A 25,873-nucleotide genomic window follows, 5' to 3' on the forward strand; every position below is an offset into this window, starting at 1 on the left:
GAAAAAGAAAACGCAAGTCGTATGAGCAGCATCAAGTACAAAGTCAATCATAACCCAATAACATACGACCACCGGACAAAGATGTACCAGGTGGGCAACAGAGTCTTTGAAACCTACCAAGACGCAAGGGCCAACCAGTGGCAGTGCGACAAGTGCACAGAGGCGTTCTTTAGTTTTAAGGAATTGCGATTGCACAAGAACAAGGCCCACGCATACTAACTAGATTTGCAGGAGAGGTGTTTTGTTGTTGAGCCACGCGGCTCATCCATAATTTATAATACGGAAGCCGGCCACTGAATCTGAATTTCTGGGGCCGTTGTCTAGCTTGGCAGGATGCCAGCCTCGGGCGCTGGAGGTCGCTGGTTCGAATCCGGCCGGCCCCACCATTCTCATTGGGTATAGATGACGGTCATGATTTTTCTGATTTTACGCTGATTGACGAGGCATGATAAAAACGCACGGCTTTACCCTGCCAATAAGCAATCACCATGGCTGACAGATTTGATGATGCAAAGAAAGTGGTTTTGTGACACTGTGTTGCGTTAGAAAGTCCATAACAACGGATTTAGCGTCTTGGTGATGGCCTAAAAGCACATGGCCTCCACTGTCAAATTCAACATGCTGGGCATTAGGAATATTCTCTGCAGCATACAGGCTATGAGATGGATCGACCAGAGTATCATCTTTGGCATGAACAACTAGCGTCGGCACGCTGCCGGATTCTTAAATATCTCTGTCGCAAAAAGTTACGCAGGTAGGGGTAGGCAGATAATGCCCGGATCGGCCAGAACCTATTCAGCAATAGCTGGAATAGCAGTGACGGCTGTAGCTGTGGCCATTTTCGTCGTGCTAATTATTCCTGCTTTATCGCAACAACAACAGCAGCAGAATCCTTCCGACCAACAACGAAAATCATCGCTAAAGGTAGCCGTGGTGACCGATGCTTTGTTCAGCGACAGGGGATGGGGAGAATCCTCCCTAAACGCAGCCAAGCAAATAGAGCGCAAATATGGCTTTGAAGTTGCAACACAGGATAATGTCGAAATACCAGACATCGAATCTGTGCTGGAAAAATACGCTGATGCAGGCTATGATTTGATAATCGCGCATGGTGTCCAGTGGGGAGAGCCAGCTTTGAGCGTCGGCAGGCAGCATCCAGATGTCAAGATTGTAGTTTTCGCTGGACTTGTTAAATCAGAAAATGTGGCGTCAATCTTTCCTATGCAGCAAGAGGGCTCCTTTTTGCTTGGAGCAATCGCAGGCATGATGACAAAAACCAACGTCATAGGCTACGTAGGGGGAGAAGAATACCCAAGCGTAATCAATATTCTTGAAGGGTACAAGCAGGGCGCCAAGACAGTAAATCCGGATGTCCGGATAATCTGGACTTACCTCAATGACTGGGACAATCCGGCCAAAGGCAAAGAAGCCGCGACCTCCATAATCAGGCAGAAGGCAGACGTCATATTTCACGTTGCAGACACTTCGGGCCACGGGGTAATACAGGCCGCCAAGGAGAATGGCGGCGTGTACGCGCTTGGGGCAGTGCAGGACCAGAACTCGCTGGCACCAGATACCGTCCTTTCGTCCTTTATACTCGATGTAGACAAGGCATACGATCAGGCTGTCGACTCTGTTGTAAAGGGCGATTTCAAAGGCGAGATATACAAATCGGGAATTGAAACAGGAAAGGGAGCTCCGGGAGACGGCATCGTCTATCTGGCGCCGTTTCACGGATTGAAAGACAAAGTGCCTGAAAACGTGAATGCGAGATTGCAAGAGCTGCTCGCAGATGTGCTTGAAAAAAGATTGGTCGTTCCAGAAAGACTCGAAGAGACTACCACTGTGGCGGGTCGAATCTAGAGAAAAGATTTGCACCATGCACTGCTACTTCCACTATTATAATGCATCATCATAGTAACGCGCACAATAGAATCCTGTCAATCCGGCAATTTGGAGATGCCGTATCATCCAGCAGCTTTTCAGAATTCGTGACATAGAATGTGACAGTGACTCTTATGTATTTGAGACGCAGCCTAACGAATATGCCCTTGAATAAGATATTTTCAAGGAAAAACGTAGCTTTGGTTATCTTGATTGTCGCTGTTGCCGTTTCCCTCTCCGCTTTGTCATATCAACAGTCATCGCATATTTCGCGGCAAATAGAGCAAATGTCTGTTAACGACATCAGGTCGAACGCAGACATTCAGACGTACGACCTGGCAAACCTGGTTTCAAGCGAAATAAGCCATGTTCAAAGCGTCCTGCAGATGCTTTCAAAGTCTCCACTGATACAGGATGGCGACTTTGAAAAGGCAAAAGAAACGCTCAACCAGGCAGAGGATTCCACGAGCGAAATAGTTGACTTTTACATGTGGCTTGACAGGGATGGCAAGCTGGTATGGGTAAGCAAAATGAACCAGACCGCCTACGAGCAGTACAAGGACTTTGATCTCAGTTACAGGTTATACTTCATCAATCCCAAGGACACGCGCGAGGTCTATTACAGCAGCGTGATTGATTCCAATGACCGCATTCCCAGATTGTACATATCGTGTCCCATACTGAGCAAAGAAGGAGAAGGAGAAGCAGCAGCATCTGCCGCTCCCTCTGTCACTTCAAGCTCCAGTGCCAGTGGCAGCGGCGGAAATAATGTTACGCAGGGACAACAACAATTTGAAGGGATAATCGTTGCAGGAATCAGGACAGACATTTTTGGCAGGTTCCTGAAAGGACAGATCTCGCCAAACCTCCAAAGCCAAGTCGGATTGCTGGATAACAGAGGGATCATCCTGTATTCCAACCATACGGAATACATGGGTAAGAATGTCTTTGGTTTCCAGTTCCAGTCGTTTCTTGACGAGTTTGATGCAGAGACGGTGAGGGCGATGAATGACGGGCTCAAGGCAGCCCTTGGTGGAAACTCGGGCTCAAGGGACATCAGGATAAGCGACAGCAATGATGATGATGGTGGTGGTGCTGGCGATGCAGCGACGTTTGTGTACAAGCCCATCATCTTGGACGGAAAGCAGTTTGGAGCCCTTTACGTCATAGCTTCTTACGCGCAGGTGTCTGACGCGGCGGCGCTGGTCAATTTGCAACAGAATCTTTCCACAGGCACAATCGGAGTCATTGGAGCTTCGGCGCTTGGAATAATATTTGCCATTCTTTTATGGAATAGAAGGCTAGAAGAGACCGTAAGTGCAAGGACTGCCGAGCTAAAGGCAGCAAACGAACAGCTAAAAGCACATGACAAGATGCAATCCGAATTTGTCAACATTGCTGCGCACGAGCTGAGGACGCCCATTCAGCCCATCATCGGCACGATTGACATGCTAAAACACAGGCTTGATAGTAGCAGCAGCAACAAGAGCAAAGGCAGAGTGGTACAAGTGACAGAAGAGCAGCTTGCATTGATGGATAGAAATGCCAGGCGGCTTCAGAAACTATCCGCAGAGATCCTGGATGCGACAAGAATTGAAAGCGGCACGCTCCGGCTGGACCAAGAAGTGATTGACATCAATGAAAAAGTTGAAAGTGTTATTGCAGACGCCAAGAGCCTGATTCCCCAAGGCCAAAGCATAGACATACAGTTCAAGCCTGCTGTTGACGAACGGGGCAACCCTGTCCAGTTGCTTGTCATGGCCGACAAGCTAAGAATGTTTGAAGTCATTTCAAACCTTGTCAGAAACGCAATCAAGTATTCAGCCGAGGACGGAGGAACCATCACAATTGCAACCGACAAGAGGGACGGCCAGGTGGTGGTATCGGTCAGAGACCAGGGAGCTGGAATAAGTGCAGAGATGTTTACCAGGCTGTTCACAAAGTTTTCAACCGACAAGAAAAAGGGAGGCACGGGCCTTGGCCTCTTCATTGCAAAAAACATTGTCGAGGCTCATGGCGGCAGGATATGGGCGGAGAACAACAACAGCAGGGGTGAAAAAGGAGCAAGAGGAGCAACTTTTGCATTTACTTTGCCCATGGACAAATAGCAGCAGGCAAGCATTCTTGGAAAGAAGAAAAAATTCTTTGTTGTGCAATGCTTTTTCCCAAATACTGAAAGATCCAAAAGACGGATATTTAATATCAAGAAGCACGAGTATATACTGCTGCAATAACCTAGGTTGTTTTTCGACATGGAGCAATCAGGCACCAAGAGCATCCTGATAGTAGATGACGAGAGGGATATCCTGACGGTGATCGAGCAGATGCTCGAAGAATTAAACATGACCGTGGATTCGTTCACCGATCCGAAAAAGGCACTGGAGTCTTTCCGGATAAACCCCACAAAATATGATCTGATAATCTCGGACTTTCGCATGCCGCAGATGTCTGGCCTTGATTTTATCTACAACATCAGGCAGCTTAACCCGACAGTGAATGTTGTTGTAATGTCGGCATTTGATCCCACCAAGGGAGAGATAGATTCTGCTAAAAGCCAATTAAGAGTCAGCGAAATAATAACAAAGCCGTTCAATTTCGCACAATTCTTGAACGTCGTTCGAAGGAATCTGGGCCCATAATTGTAAAGCCGGTTGGCAGCATGACAGAACGCGACTGATAAGCTACTACTGCTACCTGTTATCCTGCTGCCAGATCTTTTTCGCCCGGCTCTTGTCAAATATGAAAAACCGGTTGTGCCAGAAAAGCGTCGCGGCCATGATGATGTAGCTTGCACCGTACAAGGGATTCCAGTGCCATATCAAGCTGTCAAGGCCGGCGGCGGTATAGTACGCAAAGCCCACGTCAGCGACCGCGAATATCGCAAGCGACGCCGAGAGAAGAGCCCACGGTGTGGAGGTGAGCTTGCCGCGGAGAAAGTTTGCAAGGAGCAGAATAGCAGGCGCTAGCAGCAGCCCGTCAAGCACCACGTACGCAAGGCCTAGCGCAAGTGCAAGCGGCTCCTCGCCCCCTCCTTCTGCAGACGCGCCAATTACCACCATGCAGGTGTATGCAACGAATGCAGACGTGGCAGCCACTGCTGCGGCAAGCGCTTTGTTGCCTGCGGCAAAGAACCGGCAGGTCTTGAGCAGGTGGTAGGCCATCGGCCCGTAGCCGGCAATCCAGAGAGCGTCGGCAAGCGACGGGTAGGGCACTTGTATTCCCACACCAAGCTCATAGTACGTCCACAAGAGCTCTGCGGCAAACCACAGCGCCAGCCCGGCCGCAAACGCGGCGGTAGTCTTGCCGTACAGGCCGCCTGCGCCCTGCCTGAGCGATACGACGAGGGCCATGCCAAGGGCCGCGCCTGCGGCGGCGTTTATCGTCCAATTGGAGAAAAACGGCCGCGAGCCGTCGCCTGAAAACACTATGAGCAGAGTCGTGATAACCGTCGCGACTGCAATAGTTGCCAAGAGCTTGTCGCGCACAGATGTCGGGTCAAGAGTGCCTCGCTCGTGCAACTAGCGCGCCACCTTTTGGGCGACTTCAAGCACCTTCAACACCTTTTCAAGTGCAGGAGCACGCGGGTCAAGAGTGACATCCAGCTGGAGCTCAAAAGCCATCGTGTGGGCAACGATGTCCATGATGATGTCTGCCCCGCCGCCCATCATGTCTTTGAGGGCTGCATAGAACCTGCGTATGTCAAAGTTCTCCGGGACCATCTGCACGCCGGCGTTGTTGAGGTGCCACACGAGCGACTGCATGGTAGGCTCGCCAAGCGCCAAAAGCGCGTCCTGCGTGCACTTTAACAGCACCTCCCGAGGATTCATACATGGGAATGATATAGGGGATTATAAAAGCAGTTGCAAATGGCATTTCTATAAATAAAGCAAGGTGATAACTCGACTGCGTTCTCATCATGTCCGGCAGCACTTTACGCGCAGTCAAGACGGTCGCAATTGACGTCGACTCTGTGCTTGCAGACGTGATGCTCGTCTGGGCAGACGAGTACAACAGGCGCAGAAACGCCAAGATAACCAAAGAGGACATCATAAAATGGGACATACCTACCGTACTGCCGATAACGCCTGAAGACGTCTACGAGTATTTCAGCCACGTCTGGAGGAACCGCTGGCGCGAGATCCCGCCTACAGAGCCGGACATTGGCGCAGTCACCAGGCGCATCCACCGCAAGGGCTACAGGATATCGATAATCACGAAAAGGGAGAGGCCGACGGTGGCGTACGTGGCAAAGTGGCTCGACATGCACAGGGTGTTTGCAGACGACCTCCTGTTCATCTATGACGCCGCGCCAAAGGCAGACTATCCGTTTGACGTGCTCATCGACGACGCGCCAAAGAACCTTGTCGACGTCGCGGAGCCAAAGTCCGCAATACTGTTCAACCAGCCGTGGAACCGCGATTTTGACTGGCCTGTCCGCGTCAGCAGCCTGTCAGAGGCAGAAAAGCTACTCTGAAAGCGCGATAAGCGCGCGGTTTATGAGGGCAGACAGGCCGACGTACTGCAGGAGCATCGTGACGGCGGAGTCGAACGCGTCAGGGCCGCGAAAGCCCTCGTCGTACTTCATCTCGACAGAGCCCCTGTCCGTGTCGACGACTGCGGTCAAGAGGGAATAGTCGCCCAGCTTTTCGTCCGTGCGCTCGACGTACTGGCGCATCTCTATCTTTGTAATCACAAAGCCCTGGTTCTGCATCATGCCGGACATCAGAACCCTTGATTTTGCGGGCGGCCCCCTTATCCTGCCCGGCTCGATGTCGCTTTTTGTTGTCATTTGTAGTCGAGGAACCTGACCCATTCCGGGAACCAGAGGTTGTGCTCCGGCACGCCGATGCCATTTGCGAGGACCGCCGGCGAATTGTAATAGACGGTGTCCGCGCCAAGCTCCTTTGCGATGTTCTGGTTCAGCTCGTTTATCGATGACACCTCGCCAACGTACTTGTTGGCCACGAGGTCGCGGTTGTGCGTGTACAGGCCGACCTGCCTGCCGTCCACCGTCGGCACGTAACTGACGACGACGTCAATCCTCCTTGCGCCGGCGTTTCTCAGGTAGTAGATGGTCTCCCGGGCAGTCGCGCTTGTCTGTATCGTGCCCTGCACTGTTGCGATGTTCTTGCCCTTGACCAGCGGCTGCATCACGAACTTGAGCGACCTGCCTGTCGTGAGCAGCTTGTTCTTGCTGTCCTGCTCTGAAAAGTCTATCATGTTGTCCGAGTCGTCGTACCTGTCTTTTATGACGCCTTCTGCAAGGTCAAAGGGCGGAAAGTGCTTCCTGTACGCAAGCCCAAAGCCAAGCGCCATCGGGCGCGTATAGTCAGGCTCTGCGTACGCGGAGTCAAGGTCCGCCACCTTCAGGTCAAGCGAGAGGAAATTGGCCTGCGCTTTGCCGATGCTCTTTCGTATTTCATAGATGCTCTTGCCTCCAAGCGTCGCCACCACGTTTGACTCACGTATGAACTCGAACGGGTCCATCATGAGTTTCGAATCGTGGCTTGTGGCAATGACCTCGAGGCCGGCGCGCTTGCTCAGTTTCAAGAGCTGGCCCGGTTTTATCTCGGAAAACTCCATGTCTATAAGCGACGCCCGGAGCGAGTTTTCAGAGGCGACTATGTTCAGAGTCCTGTCCTTTCGCGACGCCGTGACAAGGGGCTTGAAGCCGGTGCTGTCCCGGTACGCGTACACCTCGTCCTGGAGTTTCACCAGCAAGTTTCCGCGCAGGTGCCTGTCGAGAAACTCGACTGCCCTGTCAGGGTCCTTTTCCAAGAGCGTGACAAAGATGTGGTAGATCTTGAAAAGCGAGTCTGAATGCTTTGCCGGCCCGACGTACGGGTGCAGGTGCAGTTTTTCCGTGTCGACGAAAAACCCGTCAAAGGCGACCTGGGCAGACTGCATGCTAGCAAACGGGGGCGACCTCTTGAGCAAATAGCCGATGCCGCATACGCCGCCCAGCTTTTCCTTGTGCGCCACCTTTAGTATCGCGTCGTCTGCAGGAAGCGAGCCTTCTGCGCCGGCAGACCCGCTTCCGACCATCATCCTCCAGTACGCCTTGCCGCGGTGCTGCAGCATGCGCATGGCGTGCGCAAGGTAATAGACCACGGCCTGTTTCGGCTCTGTGCCGTGGTTGTAGATGGCGACTATGCCGGCCATGTGTGTACTTCAGCTCTGGAGGAGTTTAGATAAAAAGCTTGTCAGAGCGAAGGCGCAAACGCCTGCCTTTCCCGCTCGTACATTGATATCTCGTTTTCAAGCTTGAGCGTGAGGCCGATGCTGTCAAGTCCTTCAAGCAAGAGCTTTTTCCGGAATTCGTCGATGTCAAAGTGCATTGTTTTCTGGCCGGCCTTCACCACCTGCTTGGTAAGGTCTATTTCAATTTCCACGTCGCCGTTCTGAAAGAGGTAGTCGACATCTTTTGCTGCAAGCCTGACAGGCAGCACGCCGTTTTTGAAGCAATTGTTGTAGAAAATGTCTGCAAACGACGGCGCTATCACTGCCCTAAAGCCATAATCAAGTATCGCCCATGCCGCGTGCTCGCGCGAGCTGCCGCTGCCAAAATTGTCGCGGGCAAGCAGGATCTGCCTTCCCTTGTACCTGGGATCGTTGAGCACGAAACCCGGCCGGGGCCTGCCTTCTGCGTCAAAGCGCCAGTCGTAAAAGAGGTACTGGCCAAAGCCGGTGCGGCTGACAAGTTTCAAGAACTGCTTTGGAACTATCTGGTCGGTATCGACGTTCACCCTGTCAAGGGGCGTCGCTTTGCTTTTCAACACCGTAAACGGCTCCATGCTGCTAGAGCCACTCCCTGACATCCACGAAACGGCCCTCGATTGCAGCCGCCGCGGCCATCACCGGGCTAACGAGGTGCGTCCTGCCTCCTGCTCCCTGCCTGCCCTCAAAGTTGCGGTTTGAGGTGCTTGCGCAGCGCTCGCCGGGCGCAAGGATGTCGGGGTTCATGCCAAGGCACATGCTGCATCCCGACTCGCGCCACTCAAAGCCGGCGTCCTTGAATATTTTGTCAAGCCCGAGCTTTTCTGCCGCGGCCTTTACCTGCTGCGAGCCGGGCACCACCATCGCCCTTACCCTTGGCGATACCCTGCGGCCCTTGACTACGACCGATGCCTCCACGAGATCCTCGAGGCGCGAGTTGGTGCACGAGCCGATAAAGACACGGTCAAGCTTGATGTCAGTCACCGGCGTTCCGGATTCCAAGGCCATGTACTCTAATGCACGAACAGCGGCCTTGCGCTCGTTTTCATTTCCCTTGGCAAACTCGTCTGGCGCCGGCACGCTTTCGTTCACGCTCACCACCATCCCCGGGTTCGTGCCCCAGCTGACCTGCGGGGCAAGCGACGCAGTGTCTATTGTAATGGATCTGTAGAATTTCGCGTTTTCGTCCGTGCGCAACCCTTTCCAGTATTCCACTGCGCGCTCAAACTGCTCACCCTTTGGCGCATAGCGCCTGTCCCGGATGTAGTCAAAAGTAGTTTCGTCGGGCGCAACAAGGCCTGCCCGGGCGCCGCCTTCGATGGACATGTTGCATATAGTCATCCTGTTTTCCATAGAAAGCTCTGATATCGCCTCGCCGCGGTATTCAAGCACAGAGCCGGTGCCGCCGGCGGTGCCGATTGTCCGTATGAGGTAGAGCACCATGTCCTTTGCAGTCACGGCGTGCTTGTTTTTTCGCCTTCCGACGAAATTGACGGCAAAGGTCTTGGGCTTGTCCATCCACATCGTCTGCGTGGCAAGCACGTGCTCGACCTCGCTTGTCCCTATGCCAAGCGCAAACGCGCCAAACGCTCCGTGCGTCGACGTGTGGCTGTCGCCGCATACAATCGTAGTGCCGGGGATTGTCAGCCCAAGCTCCGGCCCTATCACGTGCACGATGCCCTGATCCGGGCTGTGCATGTCAAACAATGTAATCCCAAACTCCCTGCAGTTGTCTGCAAGAGTGCGTATCTGGGTCGCCGATATCTGGTCGACTATTGGAAGCGAGCGCGCAGTTGTAGGCACGTTGTGGTCCATAGTGGCATACGTCAGGTCAGGCCGGCGCACCCTGCGGCGGTTCATGCGGAGGCCGTCAAAGGCCTGCGGAGACGTAACTTCATGTACAAGGTGGCGGTCTATGTAGAGCAAGGACGGCCCGCCTTCCTTCTCCTGGTGCACGACGTGGCTGTCCCAGATCTTTTCAAATATGGTCCTTGCTTGGGCCAAGCGAGAGAGGAATTGGCGGCAGGGAAATATAAAACAAGTGAGTGAGGGAGTGGCAGATAGTTTTAAATCAGGTTGGCCTGCTCTTGCAGCCATAATATGCACCCCCAGGATAACCGTTACCCGGAGTATATCGCTGAGCAAATAAAGAAGGGTACGACTACATGCGCCTTGACATGCAAGGATGGCGTGGTGCTGGCGGCAGACACCAGGGCAAGCGCCGGCCTCTTTATCGCCGACAGGCACGTCATGAAGATTCAAAAGGTCGACAACCACCTTGCAATGACGATTGCCGGTGGAGTCGCCGACGCGCAGAACCTGGTCGACACGATGCGCTACAACGCCAACATATTCAGGCTTGAAAACAAAGAGGTCATCCCGGTCAAGTCGGCTGCAAGGCTCTGCTCAAACATACTGTTCAACAACCGCTACTTCCCCTACTACGTCCAGATAATCATGGCAGGCTACACCGACAAAGAAGGCGGCAGGATATACAACATCGACCTGTTTGGCTCGCTCACCACGGAGAAATTCATCTCCACCGGCTCTGGCTCGCCCGTCGCGTACGGCTACCTTGAATCCGAGTTCAAGGATGGCATGGGCGTGAACGAGGCGTACAAGCTGGCCATGCACGCAATAGCGGCGGCAATCCGCAGGAACGCCGGAACCGGCGACAGCATCAACGTGGCCATCATCGACAAGGACGGCTACCGCGAGCTGTCAAAGGAACAAAAGACCGCAGTGGGCGTCGTCTTCTAGCCCACTACTTTTTTTACGCACCCTTGCCTGTCTTTGTTATTTCGTTCACGAAAAGGCTTGCGTCCATCTTTGAAAATGCAGACAGCTCGATTTTTGCACCCGGCCTCATGAACCGGCGTATTTCCTCGCCGGCCTCCCTTACGGCCCACCACTCTTCGCCAAACCTGTTTTGCAGATGCTGTTCAAGCTCTGCCGCGCGGACGGCCGCGACTATGTAGCTAGGCACATACATTATCGCGTCTGGCAGTATGTGGTGGAGCATCCAGTACTCGCCGGGCACATCAAGCCCGGTGTATTCCCTCAGCAATTTCCCGTAGAGGTTGCTTGCCTGCCTTGTAGAGAGCTTTTTGCGCCAGAACTCGGCCTTCATGAGCGAGTTTGCGGTGTAGAACGTGACGAAATAGAGCTCCATGAAGTTGTTCCTCTGCTCCAGCTCGTCAAGGGCGCGCTCGTCAGTCACGCCAAGCGATTTCAGGTAGCGCCGGTTCTTTGTCAGGCGCTCTAGAAATATCGAGAATATCTCTGCAATCCCCATCGAAAAGCCGTAGCGGTCCCAGTAGTCGGCGGCAGGGTCGATTGACGTCGCGTGAGCCGCGTGGCCCATTTCGTGGTAGCACCCCTGCAGGTCAAAGTACGGGCTTTCGCTCTTGTACAGGACGCGAACATCGTTTGGCACCTGAACGAAAAAGCAGACGGGAGACGGGTACTTGTCCTTGCGGTTCTCCGTGTCGATTTGTATCCGCGACAGGTCAAACCCCAGGCCCTCAAGCGTCTTTTTGACCTGCGCGGTCGGGTCGATCCCGGAAAAGTGCTTTTCAAGGTCAGAGTAGACGCGGTTTCTGAAAAAATAGAAATCGTCATAGTATTCCGCAGGCCGGCCAAGCACCTTTTTTGAGACGTCTGCAAGGGCCTCCCGGAACGGCTTTTTGGCCCGCCTGCCCATCGACTTTACAAAACTCGTCAGCTGCGAGTACGTGAATTTCTCGTTTTCGAGGTAGCCTGCAAGCGGGTCCAGCTTTTTGCCCGACTGCTCTGCGTACACGTCGGCGATTGCGTCAAAGCGCGCCTTTACCACAGGCGCTACAAACCGCGTCTTTTTCACAAACTCGTCAAAGACTGCCTTGCGCTTTTTCTCGTCCTTTTCGGCGCTGTTGTACTGGCGCCACGAGCTCCAGTTCACGGGCCTTCCGTCGAACTTTTGCTTTGAGACAACCTTGGTGTTGCGCAAGTCGTAGAGTCTCAGCTCGAGCTTTTTGGTGGACGAGTCGGCCATGCTTTCAATCGACGATATGTAAAGTTCCCGGGGCTCCTCGAAATTCTCAAGGAACAGCCTTGCGGCAAGCGACTTCATCTCTGCCAGCCGCTCTATCGCCTTTATGCTGTGCTTCAGGCCGGCGTACTGCCTATAGCGCTCGTCGGACTCGGCCACGTAGATCCGCTCGTCAAGCTGGCACCATTGCTCAAGGTTCATGCTAGACAGTCTCTGCTCTTTGAGATTTTAAAAACGTTATAACCGGTTCTCGCAGAGAATAAGCGCGCATAGTTTCTGCAACCGTCAGGATGGAAGGCGACATGCTGGTGAAAGAGCCAGAAGGCAGGCTGTCGAAATTTGCGTCGCTTGCAAGAAAGGCAGAGGTCCCGCTTCCTCATTCGTTAGCATAAACCGATTCTTGTTTATGAGTTTCATGGTTGTGCTTATCCGCGTCCTCTTTAGTTAGGAACTCCTCTGCACATGTAGTACATCGAAAAGTGCCTGATTCATACTCACTTGCAGGGCACTTTTCCATAGGCGACTCTACAAATTGAGAGATGTTATTTTCAACAAGTGGAAGAATCTTTTCCATTATTATCGAATCAAAATTCTTTTCATCCTTGTCAAAAGTCAGAAGGAGATAATGATGCGTGGTAATTGGTATGGTAGCACGATTCAGTCCTTCATACTTGCCAAAGGCATATCTCAGTTTGCCTATTTTTGTTTCAAATTTTGTCCTAGTCTTATGTCGGGATATAGCAGAAATAACGTATTCTTCGTTTTCCTCTTGGGTCAAAAGGGGCAACAAACCGGGTCTTCTTTTGGAGTTTAGAATTATGCCATTGTCGTTTACGACTCCCGCCCATCGAATGGAAGCGCCCTTCCCCAGGATTTGTTCACACAGCACTTCGAGAAACTGATAATCCACTACTATGAGAGATCATCTCTTCATATATGCAATAGCAAGAAGTAGTAATAAAAGACTACTAAGACTTGCTTAAGCGTATTGTATTGCCACGCCTAGGATGGGTGGGGCCTATTATTGGCACGCATAGGCCGTTCTCCCCCCATGGATTGCTTTGACTATTCGCACTCGTCTCTGACCAAACTATAAGGTAAATAGCAGGTTTGCGATATTTGATCCATTATGAGCGACCTTGCCTTCTTCAGATTTATGAGTAACAACATGTTAACGAGTGAAGAAGAACGGCACAAAGATGAAATTATTAGACTAACAGAAGAGGTACTCCATGCAAAGGGCCTCCAGTGTGATGCCAGTATTGCGAAGATTTCGGAAGATCAATTAAAAGATATTCTTGATAAAGTCAGAGAGCTTCGTAAAAAGCAAAAGAAGAAAGCAGCTGATACAGCAGAGACCGAGCAAGAGGTTATCGTGGAGGATACAGAGGTTATGGAGGTATCGTGCATTCAGTAGTAAAGATAACAGGTGCATGCGGACGGTCGGCACCGCACTATGCCGGCCACTTTTACGATTTCAAGACAGGCAGGATTTTCTACGCGCTTTCAGACAGGGACAGGTGCATCACTCTGAAGCTGGAAGGCGCCACGTACGACGAAATAGTCGTGCAGGTGGACGACAAGGAAAAGGTTGCAGAAATGGTGAGAAAGGCAGTCGCCAGCTAATTTGTGTTATTTAACGTTTTGTCCGAACGTTTGGACCAAGCGTTAAATCGATTTTTCAACCCCACAGGACCATGCGGGGAGCCACCACAAGAGCCGGCGAATCCTTTTATCCTAAGAACGCCATACGTAGATCATCAGGCGCTAGCACAGAGATGTCCACAAACATCGCAAGGGCCGCAAGCGTCACCATTGTTCTTTTCACCGCCCTCACCCTCACTCATGCCGCGTTTGTAGACTATCGCTCTACAACAGGCGGAGACAAGTTGCTGGGGCAGATGTCGTACCTCCAGAACCGCAAGTTTGGCGTGGAGACGTCGTCTCTCTCGTTTGAACGAGATTCGTGGCGCGGGCAGGTGCGCCAAAGGTGGACCGAATGCGGCCTGTGTTGTGGCGTGTACGAGTTGCTTGTCAGAATGAAGGGCGGGCCTACCAGGGCCAGATTGCTTGCGCTCCTTGCGGCAGTGCCAAAGAACAAGCTCCAGCTTGCAAACGAGTCGGGCATCGACTGGAAGGCGGTAGACAGGCATGTGGAACGCATGCTTGAATTCGGCCTTGTACAGGTTGTCGCGACCGCGGGCACTTGTACGATATATGCAATCACGGAAAAGGGTGCTCGTGCGCTGGCACTCGCAGAGAGTTGTAAAGATTAGAGAAAGTAAAAAGAAAAAAGAGAGGTGCGCGCTTTTTTACGCGCCGGCCATGTTGTTGCGCAGCTCGACGCCCTTGTGGTCGTCGTTTGCCATCGCGGCTTCCCTGTGCATCTCGGAGAGGGCGCAGCCCATCTGTGCCTCTGGCTTGCCACGCCTCATCAGGCCGCGGTAAAGGCCTGCTTCGAGTGTCTGGCCGTGTGCCTGCTCCCACTCTTCCACAGGGATGGAGTATTTCTTCTGTATCCTGTCCCTGTACCATTCTGGGATGACGTTGAAGGCGCAGAACGGTATGATTCTCAGGTCTGGCGTCAGGTAGTGTATGTCGCACCTCTGGAGCCTTTCCAGGTCCTCGTTGTACTTGTCCTGGAAGTGCATCATGCCAAGGAACAGCGACCTCACGTGCCAGTTGCCGACCGAGTCAAAGTTGCGCTTTAGCAGTATGCTGGAGAACATCTTGGCAAGGTCGAGGCCGTGCGGCTGCTTGTCCTTGTCGACGAACGTCTTGAGCTTGCGGACGACTTCGAGCATTGTCCAGTAGCGGTTTGCGCCGGACCTGATCTCGTCGGCCTTTTCTTCAAAGTATTCAAGGACGCCCTTGATGTCGACAAACGATGTCAGCGGTGTGAGCTTCCTTGTCTGCGTGTCTTCAAAGACATAGGTGCCTGCTCCGCATGCAAAGTGTATGGAGAGTTCGTACTTTGGCTTCTTGCTGAACGCCTCGATGATGTTTGTCATGGGCATGCACGACGGGACCGGGAACCATGCGTCCTTGCTGATCTCGCCGTTTGTCTGCTCCTCAATTCTTTCAATGCAGTCAGGAATCGTGATGCGGTACTTCTCGCGCTCTTTTTTGCCCATCCTGCCTGTCAGCGACACCGGCTGGAAGTTCACTGCGTGAACGACATCCATGTGCTTTTGCGCATAGCGGATGATTCCGCCCAGCTCGTGGTCGTTGATAGACTTGATGACCGTAGGTACGAATACGACTGTCATGCCGCACTTGCGCGCGGATTCCAGAGTGTATGGGATCTCCCAGTGGTTCTTGGGGTTTGTCCTCGGCGTCACGCCGTCGAACGAGAGGTAGAGGTTGCTCACGCCAGAGTTTCTCACCTGACGCATCGTCTCTGGCGACATGGCCAGCTTGATGCCGTTGGTGTTGAGTTGCACGTGGTCGACGCCCTCCTCCTTCATTATCTTGATGAGTTCGGTAATGTCGTCGCGAAGCATCGGCTCGCCGCCGGTGATCTGGATAGAGTTGCCTGCGATTGGCTTTTCCGCCTTGAGCGTCTTCATCATGGCCCTCACCTGCTCGTGGTTTGGCTCGTAGAGGTAGGCGCCTTCGAGGCCCTTCTTGACGTAAAAGAAACAGTACCAGCACGTGAGGTCGCACCTGTTGGTGATAATCATGTTGGAAAGGCCAGAGTGTGAAAGGTGGTTAGTGCAAAGGCCGCAGTTGTTCGGGCATGCGCACTTGTCAATCATGACGTTTGGGGCGTGTGCACCCTTGCCGTCCATCCAGTAGGTGCTGAATTTCTTGTACATTTCATAAGAGCCGAAATACAGTTCCTCGGTCTCGCCGTGCGTCGGGCAGGTCTTGCTCATGAAAACCTTGCCTTCCCTTTCAAAGACTTCTGCGTCCAGAATCATGTTGCAGTCCGGGCAGATGCTCTGCGTGAACCTTATCGTCTTCCTTGCAGCAACATTCTTGCTGGACATATTGCTAATATGAATTAGCTCCATGCTACTTTCTTAACGGAGAAACTTCAGATTTAATATATAAAGATAACCTGCCGATTACTACGGTGATTGGTGTATAGGCCAAAACTGCCATTTTTGCCCGCCAATCTCAACGCTTCATGCCGCTTTTGGAACGTAAATATATAACGGCGTAATAAAACGTTCTGAACTTGAGCATTTCCGACAGGTCGCGGAAAGCGATGGAAGATCTTGGTATGACCGGCTATGAAATACGCGTCTACACTTCATTGCTTGAAGTCGGCGCCATGACTGCGGCCGACATCAGCAAAAAGTCGGGCGTTCCATATTCCAAGATTTACGAGGTGTTAAACAGCCTTGAAGACAAGGGCTGGCTAGAGTCGGACAGCTCGCGCCCGCAAAAGTTCTTTCCCAAGTCGCCATCCACCGCCCTTGAGGCAATGAGGATGAGAAGCGAGAACAACTTTCGTGAAAGCCAGGCCGCGATTATGAACGAGCTCATGCCCATCTACACGAAAAGCGGCATCAAGGAGAAGCCCGAGATATGGGTCGTGAGAGGCATCTACAACATTGCCGCCAAGGTCAGCGAGATAGTGGAAAACTGCCAGCACGAACTGCTCGTGGCGCTGCCAAGCGTCGCGCAGGACGTTGCCAAGCCGATGCAGCCGGTGCTCCGCACGCTGCATGAGCGCGGGGTGAAGATAAACGTCCTTGCGTCTGAAGACACCAGCACGGACATTGTAAGGGCGCTGTCAAGGGTCGCAGAGGTAAAGCTAAAGACCGACATGTTTGGCGGAGGGGTTATCGGCGACGGCAAGCACGTCATGATACTGCTCGGAGAAGGCATGGTCGAGAACGGCATGATAGACCCGATAGCGATATGGGCGGACCATGCGGCACTGGCAGGCTTTGCCAAGGACTACTTCCGCTACCTCTGGGCTGACGCCAAGGCGCAGCAGAAAAAGACCAGTAGCAGCAACAATAACAGATAAGGTTAATAGTTATCTTTAGCCAAGCTAGCCCCACCCGTGGAGTCCCTAAAGTCCCGCAAATCCGAGGACGAAGAGCTCTTTATCGGCACGGCCGAGTCAGAGCACGTCGAGATGTACCTGAAGGCGATATGGTACATCAGGGAAAAGGGCGAGGAAGTCAAGGTAAGCTCCATTGCAAAGCTGCTAAACGTCACCCAGCCTTCCGTAGTCCAGATGCTGCGCAAGCTCAACGACCTGAACCTCGTCCACTATACCAAGGGCAGCGTCGAGTTGACAAGCGAGGGCGACAGGATTGGCAAGCAGATGATACGCAACACCCGCCTGCTGGAGGTCCTCATGAAGGACGCGCTGAAAATAGAGATAGACGAGGAGATGGTCTGCGGGATCGAGCACCACATGAAAAACATCTTTACCGACGCCCTGTGCACGCTTTTAAAGCACCCAAGGAAATGCCCCCACGGACACGACATACCAAGGGGCCGCTGCTGCTCTGCCTAGATCGTTTTTATGCCCTTCGCTGCAACAATCGCATGGATGGATACACGCAGGCAGTGACAGGACTAGCCCTACTGACTCTGTCTAGTGAGGAGGATCTTGAGTAAGGAGCCTGCTGTCCATCCATAATCGTCATCTTCTTAAAATTTCTCACAAGCTTGATAAATGACTAGATAGTTTTCATAATTGCATTGGTGCAGATAGAAACTACGTGTTCTCTAGAGAGTTTCCGGAAATTCATCATAATAAGTACCTGCCGATCGTTCATACCGGAAAGCTACATGCGCGACTTTGAAGTATTCCCAGAGCGCGAAGAGGGACCCGGCGCCATATACATCGAGGCCGCCGACAAGGTCACGCTGAAAAAGATCCGCGAGATGACCTTCGTCAACGCAAAAGAGATCCTTGGCATAATATACTCGTCAAAGTCAGGCAACACGCAGCTAAAGTGGAGGCAGACGCGCAGGCGCACGGGCAAGGTGCATGGCAACGCGTCGCCAAACGCGCTAGTCAACCTGGTTGAAGCTGGCGTCCTTACGCAGGAATGGGTCGACCAGTACATCCACGCCCAGGCGCCAAGCGACACGTCTTCAGCGCCGCCGCCTACAACAGAAGGGCAGGAAAACACCACCGCGCCGCCAGCATGATCGTAAAGCAGAGCGACCATTCTGCAAACGCGCTCCTAGTGATCCCGGAGGACGCTGACGACCTCTTTACGCTCAGGCGCATGGTTGCGCCCGGCGACTATGCGATAGCGGACACGACGCGCGTGGTCAAGCAGGAAAGCGAATACGGCAGGCCCGACAGGGGCGAGCGCGTCAAGGTCCGGTTAACAATCAGGGTAGACAGGGTGGAGCTTGATGCGTCGGTGGACCGGCTGCGCGTCTCTGGCACAATTACGCACACCAGCAACGAGCTCGTGTCAAAGGGGGTGCACCACGCGCTTTCGGTGCAGGCCGGCGACGTTTTGACCATAGACAAGGGCCGCAAGTGGCAGGACGTGGAGCTGAGGCTGCTAAGGAGATCGGGCGACGGCTCGTCGTCGTTCATACTGGTGGCAATCGACACGCAGGAGGCCGCAGTCGCAAGGGTCACCGGGACGCACGTCAAGATAATACCAAACATCTATTCCGGCCAGCAGGGCAAGCGCTACCCTGCAACAACAAAGAACGCAAGCCTGGACTCATTCTTTGCAGACACTGCCAAGACGGTTTCCTCCGTCCTTTCAGAAGGCGACAGGATAATCGTCTTTGGGCCCGGCGAGACCCGCAGGCGCTTTTACAACGCGCTTGACAGAAACGGCCTGCCAAAAGAGCGGGCGCAGGTGGTAGACGGCGTCGACGTAGCAGGCGAGGACGGCGTCTTTGTTTTCCTGCGGTCGCCGGCCATGAAGGACGCCATGAGCGCAAGCAAGCTTGCCACGGTGTCGGCCATGCTCGATCAGGTGATGCTCATGGTCAACAGGGGCGAGAACAAGTACGCAGTCGGCCTCAAGGACATCACCGACGCCGCAAGCATCAAGGCGGTAGAGGCCATCATATTTTCAGACTCGGTCTTTAAAACCGCTGACGAGGAGGCGGTGGTAAGGCTGCTCAACTCTGTCGAAAGCTATGGCGCCAAGACGTACGCGGTCGACTCGTCAACTGACATTGGCCTGCGCGTTTCATCGCTTGGAGGGATGGTCGCGCTTCTTCGCTACGCGGTGCGCTGACTCGGCATCAACAAGCCACGAAAGGTACGGCTTGGACACGTCGCTCATCTTTATCTCCACTATCTCCGGCACGTCGTACGGGTGCACCCGGGCAAGCTCCTCCTTGAGCGCCTTTGCAGAACCCTTGGCGACCTTGAAAAAGGCGATGTATTCGGGCTGGTCCTCCACCCTGCCCTTCCAGGAGTAGATGGAGCGGATCTTGGTAAAATTGACGCATGCGCACAGGCCCTTTTCGACAAGCTTTTTCCCTATTTCGGCAGCAGACTCTTCTGTCGAAAACGTCGAAACGACGATTACGGCCTTGGCCTTGCTCATCCTACTTTTCCGGGATAGGAGTAGAAGTATTTATTCCTGCAGCAGCGTTTCGCAGAGCGGGTTTGCCTTTATCACGATAAAGTCGTCGCTCTGCCGGTTCTTTGACACGACCTTGTCATAGTCGACCTTGGAGCACGTGATGACGACTGTCGTCTTGTCGGTGTGGTAGAGGTCAAACGTCGGCCCCTGGTGGCGCTCCACGTCCCCGATATAGTCGCGCACCTTGGTCTCAAGCGACGACAGCAGGTCTATTTTGTCGCCCCTCATCTCGTGCGGGTCAAGCGTCCACGCTATTGCCACCTTGGTCCTGCTTGCCTTCAGGTCGCGCTTTTTCAGGGTGCCGCGCACCTGGTCTATCAGGTGCTTTGTGTAGCCCTCTATCCCGCGTATGCTTCCGTTGACAAGGTACATGAGCGGGCCGGCGCCGTCAAGCGACGAGCCTATGATGCGCAGGTCGTACAATCCAGAAGTCACGTCGTCAATGTACAGGTCGGAAAACGTGCCGTGCATCAGCTCGTTTGCGGGCAGGCTGCCGTCCGTAGCTTTTTTGCACACTTCGAGGATGCTTGCCATGCCGGAGTAGTGCGAAAGCGTGCGGATGACGTGGGAAAGCTCTGCAGAGTAGATGTCGACAAAGCTCACCTTCTTCTTGCCATCTGTGTCGTAAAGCATCTTGGCGAGGTTGCTGTCCTGCTTTGACTTGGCAGAGCCGACGAGCGTCTCGGTGCCCGGCGCAATCGGGCTTGAAGGCATGTAATAGTACGAGACGTCCTGGCCGGCAGCCATGCCCGTCACGTGCTCTATGAGTGCGATGTTTTCGTTGTTGCCCCCGATCCCAGCCGGCAGCATGTAGACCACGGACGAGCCTTTCTTGAGCGCCTTGACTGCGTCCTTGAATTTTGCCGCCACGTCGGCCTTGACGTCCGTGCCTGTCTTGCGTATCCGGGGTGCAAAGAACAGGTACGACGCGTTCCCTATCGCCACATCCATCGGCTCAAGCCCGAGGAGCGGCTCGTCCTCGACAAGCGAGCTGACATTTGGGTACGTGCGGGCAATGTCTGCCTTGAGCGATATGGCGTTGCGCAGCGATTCATCAATCAGCGAGACCTTGGCGCCCTTTACCGCTATGGCCGAGGCTATTCTGTACCCCTCTGTACTCAGGCCATACACGGCTACTGTCGGCAATGATCCCGCACTCAAACTATAGACTGAGCTCCCCCGAACAACGTGCCATATACGCGTTGTCATCAGTTAAAGAAAAGGTTTTTCACCGGCACAGGCCAACTTGCAGCGCTTGAGGATCTGGTTTGATGTCCTGACTCCAAAGCAGGTGATGTTCTTCAAAGACGCGGCGGCATCCCTGCGGGAAAAAGGGCACGAAGTCCTTTGCACATCGCGCGACTACCGCGAGGCAGTCGAGCTTGCAAGGATAAAAGGATTGGACCTGAAACTGGTCGGGAGGCACGGCGGCCCCGAGAGGTACGGCAAGCTGGCGGCAAGTGCCGAGCGGATGCGCGCCCTTGCAGACGTAATCAGCGGGTTTGCGCCAGACGTTGCAGTCACGTTTTCGTCGCCCGAGGGCGCAAGGGTCGCGTTTGGCCTTGGCGTCAGGCACATCGGCTTTAACGACTCGCCGCACGCAGAGGCGGTGGCAAGGCTCACCGTGCCCCTCATGAGCAGGCTCTTGTGCCCGTGGGTGATACCGTACTCGTCGTGGACAGGCTTTGGCATTTCAAGGAAAAACATTGCGCGCTATCATGCCCTGGACCCCGCGGCCTGGCTCAAGGGCGACGATTCCGCACGCACGGCTGGAGCAGAGCCCGGCGGCAAGAAAGAAAAGACAGTGCTCATCAGGCTGGAGGAAAGCAAGGCGTCATACATCGCCGACAAAAAGCTGGCAAGCACGGCCCTTGTGGACGCCGTTGTGGCAGACGAGCTTGCGCAGCGCGTAGACATTGTGATTTTGTGCAGGTACAGCGACCAGATAGAAGAGGCAAAGGCAAGGTACGGAAGCAAGGCAAGGATAATCGAAAGCGTGGTTGACGGCGTCCCACTGATAAAGTCTGCCGACCTGTTCATAGGGGCCGGCGGGACCATGAGCGCCGAAGCAGCGCTCCTTGGCGTCCCGACGATATCCATAGCGCCGGTCAGGTACCACGTGGAGGACTATCTCGTCAGGTCAGGCCTGGTGGCAAGGGCCCGCGACCCGGGCGCACTTGCAAGGCTTGCCAGCAGGATGCTTGCAGGCGAGAAATTCCGCAAGGCGCAAAAGAAAAAGGCCGAGCGCGTGCTTGCCTCGATGGAGAACCCGACCAGGAAGATGCTTGCGGCAATACTGCAGGATCATAAATTATAAGGATCCAAAAGAAAGTGGAAACTACGCCCGGAAGCCCGGTGGAGGGAGAGACCTCTTTCCCGCCGAATGTAGTGGCCAAGCATAGGGGCCTTTGGAGCCCTTGACCCCAGTTCGAATCTGGGCCGGGCTACTCTACTTTTACCCTAAAAATTCATAACATCTAGGCCGCAATGGCACCACGTGGGAAGAAACAACAACAAGGTCTATGTTACAAGGAGGCTCCCGGGACCCGCCCTTGAAATGCTAAAGGGACTTGGCGTGACGCTGCACAAGGGGCAGGAACCACCCACAAAAAAAGAGATCCTGAAAAACGTCGCCGGCAAGGACGCGATCCTCTGCATGCTTTCAGACAGGATAGACAAAGAGGTCATGGACGCGGCGGGGCCACAGCTAAAGATAATCAGCTCGTACAGCACCGGCTTTGAACACATCGATGTCGCCGAGGCTACCAAGCGCGGCATCTATGTCACGTACACGTCAGACATCCTTGCAGAAGCGACCGCAGACATTACTTTTGCGCTCTTGCTTGCCTGCGCGCGCAACGTCGTCGCAGGCGACAGGATGGTCAGGCAGAAAAAGTGGAAGGTGGGGTGGATGCCCGACCTGCTCCTTGGCCATAACGTGCATGGCGCCACCATCGGCATCATCGGCCTTGGCAAGATAGGCTCTGCCGTCGCAAGGCGCGCAAGGGGCTTTGGCATGGAGATACTGTACTACAGCCGCAGGCGCAACGAAGCGGCTGAAAAGGAGCTTGGCGCCAGGTACGCCAGCCTCGACGACCTGCTTGCGCACAGCGACTTTGTCACCATCCACACCACCCTGAATGACGCAAGCAAGCACCTCATCAACAGGGAGCGCCTGGAAAAGATGAAAAAGACAGCGTTTCTGATAAACACTGCAAGGGGCGCGGTGGTAAACGAGCGCGATCTCGTTAGCGCATTGAAAAAAGGCACCATAGCCGGCGCGGGCCTTGACGTGTTTGAAAAAGAGCCGCTGGGGAAAAGCCCGCTTGTTGCCATGAAAAATGTCGTGCTTCTCCCGCATATCGGGAGCGCCGACCGCATGACGAGGTCAAGGATGGCAGAGGTCGCCGCAAAGAGCATCCTCGACGTCCTTGCGGCAGGAAAAGAGCCGGACCCAAAATTCCTAGTGAACCCGCAGGCCCGGCGCTAGGGCGACGACTCTTCCCACTCTTTCTTTTTGCGGTCATAGTCCTGCCGCGTGTACGCTATTCTTGCAGGGACGCCCATCACCACCGTTTCGGCAGGCACGTCCCTTGTCACCACAGAGCCCATCGCAACCACGCTGTTCTTGCCTATGCGCACGCCCGGCCTTACCACAGAACGCGCGCCGATTATCGCCCCGTCTTCCACCACAACTCCGACCATCTTGGGGCTCATCGGGTAGGGATCGTTGGTAAAGGTCGCGCCGGGGCCGATGAAGACGTCGTTTCCAATAACGGTGAGCGGCGGGATGTACACCATGCCCTCAATCTTGACGTTGTTTCCAATCTTGACGCCATAATCGACGTGGGCAAGCGAGCCTATCTTGACGTTGTCGCCCACTACGGTCTTGGCGCCAACGTACGCAAAGTGCCATATCCGGGTGTTCCTGCCTATTTTCGCTGTCTTGTCGACGTTGTTCCTGACGCCGGCGGCGTTTTTGTAGACTTTTTTGGGCTTGGCCATTTCTATATACTATAGATGCCACGGGTTTCCTTGCCTTAAGATTTTCTCGGGGATCTTGACCTGCCACTTGCGCAAAAAGCCCATGTCGCGCTCTTTGTTGCGCAGTTCATCCGGCAGCATGACTGGAATCTCTTCCATTATCGGGTAGTACCGCCCGCATTTTGTACAGGCAAGCACGCCTTCTCTCACCTCGTCGCCGGCAGCCTCGATCTCGACAAGCTCTAGCGGATAGTGCTTGTCTATCGGGCACGCCAGTATGTCAAGCATCGAGCGCTTCATTTTATCTATTTCAGATCCAGGTATATTGGAGAGCCGGTGTCGCTTGATAAAAGTGCCGCTTCTGCCACCTTGGTGACGTTCGTGGCGTCCCGTGCAGGGACGGCAGAATTTTCTTTTCCTTGCACTGCGGCGATAAAGTTCCTCAGCTCCAAGGTCAGCGGCTCTTGAAATGGCATCCTCGGCGTGACTGTTTCGCCGGCGTTGTCGATTTTGATCTCTTGCGAGATAAAGTTGCCAGAGATTATGCCGTCCGTGCACACCGCGCTGAACGTGCGCACCTTCTTTGGCGTGAGCCAGTTTACGGATATTATTGCGACCCGCTGGTTTGCAAAGCCCAACATCAGAGTCGCAAAGTCTTCAAACTCGTGCACGTGCCTGCCTGCCCTTGCAAAGACGACGTTTGGCCTTGCGTCAAAGAGGAACATTGCCGTGTCGATGTCGTGAACTGCCGTGTCAAATATGATGCCCACGTCCTTTATCTTTGGCGGCATGCGGTTTTCGCGGTGGAACTCCAGCATGAGGAGGTCGCCGCACTTTTTGTCGGCTATCATCTTTTTCGTCTCGCTCACAGCGGGGTTAAAGCGCTCGATGTAGCCGCACGTCAGAGTGACGCGCTTTTTCCGGGCAAGCTCTGTCATCTCGTCGCACTCTTGCGATGAAAACGAGAGCGGCTTTTCCACGAACGCGTGCAGGCCCCGGTCGATGACCTTCTTGGCCACTGCAGAATGCGTCCTGGTCGGCGTGCAGACAAGGCAGGCGTCAAGGCGCTCCTGCGCAAGCATGTCGTCCACCGACGAATATGGCGTTGCGCCGTGCTTGGCAGAGATCTCTTTTGCCCTGGCAGCGTCAAAATCGCATACCGCGCCAAGGACCCCAAGTTCGCCAAGGACGCGGGCGTGATTCTTGCCCCATCCCCCCACTCCTATTACCGCTATTCTTGAATTGTTGTTATTGCTGTTATCTACCATACAGGTGTTAACCAGTCCGTGTACTCTTTAACGCCACCGGTTACAACCTTCTCGTATGTTTGTCTTATGCTCTTTGACACGGGCCCTTCCTTGCCGGTGCCTATCGTGTGGCCGTCGACGCTCGTGACAGGGACTATCTCGGCGGCTGTCCCGGTGAGAAAGATCTCGTCGGCCATGTAGAGCTCTGCCCGGGGTATCGGGCGCTCGGTGACGGTGTATCCCATCCCCCTTGCCATGGTGATGGCAGACTCGCGGGTGATGCCTTCAAGAGCAGAATCGGCAAAATACGGCGTGTAGATGTTGCCGTTTCGGACGAGGAAGATGTTCTCGCCAGAGGCCTCGCTCACGTTGCCGGCGACGTCAAGCAGTATCGACTCGTCATAGCCGTCCCTCCGGCATTCCTGCGTGGCAAGCACCGAGTTGAGGTAGTTGCCCGCCGCCTTGGCAAGCGGGGGCGTCGTCTGGTCGCTTATGCGCCTCCACGACGAGACGCGGGCCTTTAGGCCGTCGCCCTTGAAGTATTTTGCAAACGGGAACGCGACTATGATTGTGTGGGTCGGCGAGTCCTTGGTAACATTGAGGTCTATTCCGTGCATGCCCACGAACGTGAGCGGGCGTATGTAGACAGATTCCCTCATCTTGTTTTTTTTCAAGAGCTCGACAGTTGCGTCGCTCAGCTCCTTTGCAGAGTGCTTGACCGTAAGCGAGTAAACGTTTGCCGAGCGGTGGAGGCGCTCCATGTGCTCCTTCAAGCGAAAGACAAACACGTTGTCCTTGGAGCTGTAGCCGCGGATGCCCTCGAAGACGGCAGTGCCGTAGTGCAGCGCATGCGTAAAGACGGGGACCTTGGCGTCTTCCCACTTGACAAACTTGCCGTCAAACCAGATGAACTCGGCGCCCTTTTCCTTCATTTCTTACTTGGCAAGCTTTCTTGGTGGCTTATAAAA

At 54.0% G+C, this 25,873-nt stretch carries 31 protein-coding genes and 2 tRNA genes; 17 read left to right on the plus strand and 16 right to left on the minus strand.

What is annotated here, in order from left to right; all coding sequences use genetic code 11:
- Window positions 1-21: 21 nt before the first annotated feature.
- Together NVIE_RS03570 and NVIE_RS03575 are read left to right on the plus strand one after the other, a co-directional pair.
- On the plus strand, window positions 22-219 hold the full coding sequence (locus NVIE_RS03570) for a hypothetical protein (RefSeq protein ID WP_075054058.1): 198 nt from the start codon (window positions 22-24) through the stop codon (window positions 217-219).
- Between the two features lie 90 nt (window positions 220-309).
- Window positions 310-386, plus strand: a tRNA-Pro gene (locus NVIE_RS03575).
- A 97-nt stretch (window positions 387-483) separates the two neighbouring features.
- On the opposite strand, the gene NVIE_RS16265 is transcribed toward NVIE_RS03575, so the two are convergent.
- The gene (locus NVIE_RS16265) at window positions 484-711 is read right to left on the minus strand and encodes an alpha/beta fold hydrolase (protein WP_144239465.1); all 228 of its coding nucleotides are present in this window, start codon (window positions 709-711) and stop codon (window positions 484-486) included.
- A gap of 105 nt (window positions 712-816) precedes the next feature.
- On the opposite strand from NVIE_RS16265, the gene NVIE_RS03580 reads away from it, so the two are divergent.
- From NVIE_RS03580 to NVIE_RS03590, 3 genes are all read left to right on the plus strand, one after another.
- Window positions 817-1,863 carry a BMP family lipoprotein gene (locus NVIE_RS03580; protein ID WP_158435078.1) on the plus strand — a complete coding sequence of 349 codons (1,047 nt, stop codon included), beginning with the start codon at window positions 817-819 and terminating at the stop codon, window positions 1,861-1,863.
- A 308-nt stretch (window positions 1,864-2,171) separates the two neighbouring features.
- Complete coding sequence (locus NVIE_RS03585; protein ID WP_075054060.1) at window positions 2,172-3,992, plus strand: sensor histidine kinase; 1,821 nt, start codon at window positions 2,172-2,174, stop codon at window positions 3,990-3,992.
- 144 nt (window positions 3,993-4,136) lie between these two features.
- Window positions 4,137-4,523: a response regulator gene (locus NVIE_RS03590; RefSeq protein ID WP_144239467.1), complete on the plus strand. Its 387-nt coding sequence runs from the start codon at window positions 4,137-4,139 to the stop codon at window positions 4,521-4,523.
- Window positions 4,524-4,574: 51 nt separating this feature from the next.
- Here the strand turns inward: NVIE_RS03590 and NVIE_RS03595 are convergent, their stop codons facing one another.
- Both NVIE_RS03595 and NVIE_RS03600 read right to left on the minus strand, forming a co-directional pair.
- Window positions 4,575-5,402 (minus strand): hypothetical protein, encoded by an 828-nt coding sequence (locus NVIE_RS03595; protein ID WP_075054062.1) that lies wholly within the window; start codon window positions 5,400-5,402, stop codon window positions 4,575-4,577.
- Window positions 5,403-5,711, minus strand: coding sequence for a hypothetical protein (locus NVIE_RS03600; protein WP_075054063.1), 309 nt, complete (start codon window positions 5,709-5,711; stop codon window positions 5,403-5,405). It abuts the gene before it with no gap.
- Between the two features lie 89 nt (window positions 5,712-5,800).
- Here NVIE_RS03600 and NVIE_RS03605 point away from each other — a divergent pair, with 89 nt between their 5' ends.
- The gene (locus NVIE_RS03605) at window positions 5,801-6,358 is read left to right on the plus strand and encodes a 5' nucleotidase, NT5C type (RefSeq protein ID WP_075054064.1); all 558 of its coding nucleotides are present in this window, start codon (window positions 5,801-5,803) and stop codon (window positions 6,356-6,358) included.
- Here NVIE_RS03605 and NVIE_RS03610 read toward each other — a convergent pair.
- Genes NVIE_RS03610 through leuC form a run of 4 tightly spaced genes read right to left on the minus strand, consistent with a single transcriptional unit; the run spans window position 6,350 to window position 10,104 of the window.
- The gene (locus NVIE_RS03610) at window positions 6,350-6,673 is read right to left on the minus strand and encodes a hypothetical protein (RefSeq protein ID WP_075054065.1); all 324 of its coding nucleotides are present in this window, start codon (window positions 6,671-6,673) and stop codon (window positions 6,350-6,352) included. The two genes, NVIE_RS03605 and NVIE_RS03610, sit on opposite strands and share 9 nt — an antisense overlap.
- On the minus strand, window positions 6,670-8,046 hold the full coding sequence (locus NVIE_RS03615; protein ID WP_075054066.1) for an amidophosphoribosyltransferase: 1,377 nt from the start codon (window positions 8,044-8,046) through the stop codon (window positions 6,670-6,672). The genes NVIE_RS03610 and NVIE_RS03615 overlap by 4 nt, the downstream gene beginning before the upstream one ends.
- A gap of 41 nt (window positions 8,047-8,087) precedes the next feature.
- Window positions 8,088-8,678 carry a 3-isopropylmalate dehydratase small subunit gene (leuD, locus tag NVIE_RS03620; RefSeq protein ID WP_075054067.1) on the minus strand — a complete coding sequence of 197 codons (591 nt, stop codon included), beginning with the start codon at window positions 8,676-8,678 and terminating at the stop codon, window positions 8,088-8,090.
- 4 nt (window positions 8,679-8,682) lie between these two features.
- Complete coding sequence (leuC, locus tag NVIE_RS03625) at window positions 8,683-10,104, minus strand: 3-isopropylmalate dehydratase large subunit (RefSeq protein WP_075054068.1); 1,422 nt, start codon at window positions 10,102-10,104, stop codon at window positions 8,683-8,685.
- Window positions 10,105-10,200: 96 nt separating this feature from the next.
- On the opposite strand from leuC, the gene NVIE_RS03630 reads away from it, so the two are divergent.
- The gene (locus NVIE_RS03630; protein ID WP_075054069.1) at window positions 10,201-10,860 is read left to right on the plus strand and encodes a proteasome subunit beta; all 660 of its coding nucleotides are present in this window, start codon (window positions 10,201-10,203) and stop codon (window positions 10,858-10,860) included.
- Between the two features lie 13 nt (window positions 10,861-10,873).
- Here the strand turns inward: NVIE_RS03630 and NVIE_RS03635 are convergent, their stop codons facing one another.
- Together NVIE_RS03635 and NVIE_RS03640 are read right to left on the minus strand one after the other, a co-directional pair.
- Window positions 10,874-12,331 (minus strand): gluzincin family metallopeptidase, encoded by a 1,458-nt coding sequence (locus NVIE_RS03635; protein ID WP_075054070.1) that lies wholly within the window; start codon window positions 12,329-12,331, stop codon window positions 10,874-10,876.
- Between the two features lie 175 nt (window positions 12,332-12,506).
- Entirely contained in the window at window positions 12,507-13,040 is a 534-nt protein-coding gene (locus tag NVIE_RS03640) for a hypothetical protein (protein ID WP_075054071.1), read from the minus strand.
- A gap of 219 nt (window positions 13,041-13,259) precedes the next feature.
- Here NVIE_RS03640 and NVIE_RS03645 point away from each other — a divergent pair, with 219 nt between their 5' ends.
- The 3 genes from NVIE_RS03645 (at window position 13,260) to NVIE_RS03655 (ending at window position 14,406) form a co-directional block, all read left to right on the plus strand.
- Window positions 13,260-13,547, plus strand: coding sequence for a hypothetical protein (locus tag NVIE_RS03645; protein ID WP_075054072.1), 288 nt, complete (start codon window positions 13,260-13,262; stop codon window positions 13,545-13,547).
- A complete protein-coding gene (locus NVIE_RS03650) occupies window positions 13,535-13,756 on the plus strand; it encodes a hypothetical protein (protein ID WP_075054073.1) in 222 nt (73 codons plus the stop codon). The genes NVIE_RS03645 and NVIE_RS03650 overlap by 13 nt, the downstream gene beginning before the upstream one ends.
- Before the next feature lie 152 nt (window positions 13,757-13,908).
- Window positions 13,909-14,406, plus strand: a complete 498-nt coding sequence (locus tag NVIE_RS03655; RefSeq protein ID WP_075054074.1) for a hypothetical protein — start codon at window positions 13,909-13,911, stop codon at window positions 14,404-14,406.
- 36 nt (window positions 14,407-14,442) lie between these two features.
- Here NVIE_RS03655 and tes read toward each other — a convergent pair whose 3' ends face one another.
- On the minus strand, window positions 14,443-16,146 hold the full coding sequence (tes, locus tag NVIE_RS03660) for a tetraether lipid synthase Tes (RefSeq protein WP_174405422.1): 1,704 nt from the start codon (window positions 16,144-16,146) through the stop codon (window positions 14,443-14,445).
- A 167-nt stretch (window positions 16,147-16,313) separates the two neighbouring features.
- Here tes and NVIE_RS03665 point away from each other — a divergent pair, with 167 nt between their 5' ends.
- The 4 genes from NVIE_RS03665 (at window position 16,314) to NVIE_RS03680 (ending at window position 19,320) form a co-directional block, all read left to right on the plus strand.
- A complete protein-coding gene (locus NVIE_RS03665) occupies window positions 16,314-17,114 on the plus strand; it encodes a TrmB family transcriptional regulator (protein WP_075054075.1) in 801 nt (266 codons plus the stop codon).
- 111 nt (window positions 17,115-17,225) lie between these two features.
- The gene (locus NVIE_RS03670; protein WP_084790885.1) at window positions 17,226-17,612 is read left to right on the plus strand and encodes a metal-dependent transcriptional regulator; all 387 of its coding nucleotides are present in this window, start codon (window positions 17,226-17,228) and stop codon (window positions 17,610-17,612) included.
- Between the two features lie 188 nt (window positions 17,613-17,800).
- On the plus strand, window positions 17,801-18,256 hold the full coding sequence (locus NVIE_RS03675; RefSeq protein ID WP_075054077.1) for a hypothetical protein: 456 nt from the start codon (window positions 17,801-17,803) through the stop codon (window positions 18,254-18,256).
- Window positions 18,253-19,320: an mRNA surveillance protein pelota gene (locus NVIE_RS03680; RefSeq protein ID WP_075054078.1), complete on the plus strand. Its 1,068-nt coding sequence runs from the start codon at window positions 18,253-18,255 to the stop codon at window positions 19,318-19,320. The genes NVIE_RS03675 and NVIE_RS03680 overlap by 4 nt, the downstream gene beginning before the upstream one ends.
- Here the strand turns inward: NVIE_RS03680 and cutA are convergent.
- A complete protein-coding gene (gene cutA, locus NVIE_RS03685; RefSeq protein ID WP_075054079.1) occupies window positions 19,273-19,635 on the minus strand; it encodes a divalent-cation tolerance protein CutA in 363 nt (120 codons plus the stop codon). The two genes, NVIE_RS03680 and cutA, sit on opposite strands and share 48 nt — an antisense overlap.
- A gap of 30 nt (window positions 19,636-19,665) precedes the next feature.
- Window positions 19,666-20,835 carry a hypothetical protein gene (locus NVIE_RS03690; protein WP_144239468.1) on the minus strand — a complete coding sequence of 390 codons (1,170 nt, stop codon included), beginning with the start codon at window positions 20,833-20,835 and terminating at the stop codon, window positions 19,666-19,668.
- 94 nt (window positions 20,836-20,929) lie between these two features.
- Between NVIE_RS03690 and NVIE_RS03695 the strand changes: the two genes are divergently transcribed.
- The 3 genes from NVIE_RS03695 to NVIE_RS03705 all read left to right on the plus strand — a co-directional run bounded on the left by NVIE_RS03695 (window position 20,930) and on the right by NVIE_RS03705 (window position 23,164).
- Complete coding sequence (locus NVIE_RS03695; protein ID WP_075054081.1) at window positions 20,930-21,991, plus strand: DUF354 domain-containing protein; 1,062 nt, start codon at window positions 20,930-20,932, stop codon at window positions 21,989-21,991.
- A gap of 32 nt (window positions 21,992-22,023) precedes the next feature.
- Window positions 22,024-22,121 (plus strand) — tRNA-Gln (locus NVIE_RS03700).
- Window positions 22,122-22,171: 50 nt separating this feature from the next.
- A complete protein-coding gene (locus NVIE_RS03705; RefSeq protein WP_075054082.1) occupies window positions 22,172-23,164 on the plus strand; it encodes a 2-hydroxyacid dehydrogenase in 993 nt (330 codons plus the stop codon).
- Here the strand turns inward: NVIE_RS03705 and NVIE_RS03710 are convergent.
- From NVIE_RS03710 to NVIE_RS03725, 4 genes are read right to left on the minus strand one after another with little or no spacing between them, the layout of a single operon-like run.
- Complete coding sequence (locus NVIE_RS03710; protein WP_075054083.1) at window positions 23,161-23,679, minus strand: acyltransferase; 519 nt, start codon at window positions 23,677-23,679, stop codon at window positions 23,161-23,163. The genes NVIE_RS03705 and NVIE_RS03710 overlap by 4 nt on opposite strands.
- Window positions 23,680-23,688: 9 nt before the next feature.
- The gene (locus NVIE_RS03715) at window positions 23,689-23,958 is read right to left on the minus strand and encodes a Trm112 family protein (protein ID WP_075054084.1); all 270 of its coding nucleotides are present in this window, start codon (window positions 23,956-23,958) and stop codon (window positions 23,689-23,691) included.
- 5 nt (window positions 23,959-23,963) lie between these two features.
- Window positions 23,964-24,926 (minus strand): Gfo/Idh/MocA family protein, encoded by a 963-nt coding sequence (locus NVIE_RS03720; protein ID WP_075054085.1) that lies wholly within the window; start codon window positions 24,924-24,926, stop codon window positions 23,964-23,966.
- Window positions 24,920-25,837 (minus strand): branched-chain amino acid transaminase, encoded by a 918-nt coding sequence (locus tag NVIE_RS03725; protein WP_075054086.1) that lies wholly within the window; start codon window positions 25,835-25,837, stop codon window positions 24,920-24,922. The genes NVIE_RS03720 and NVIE_RS03725 overlap by 7 nt, the downstream gene beginning before the upstream one ends.
- Window positions 25,838-25,873 lie beyond the last annotated feature (36 nt).

It is taken from the genome of Nitrososphaera viennensis EN76, assembly GCF_000698785.1.
Taxonomy (GTDB): Archaea; Thermoproteota; Nitrososphaeria; order Nitrososphaerales; family Nitrososphaeraceae; genus Nitrososphaera; species Nitrososphaera viennensis.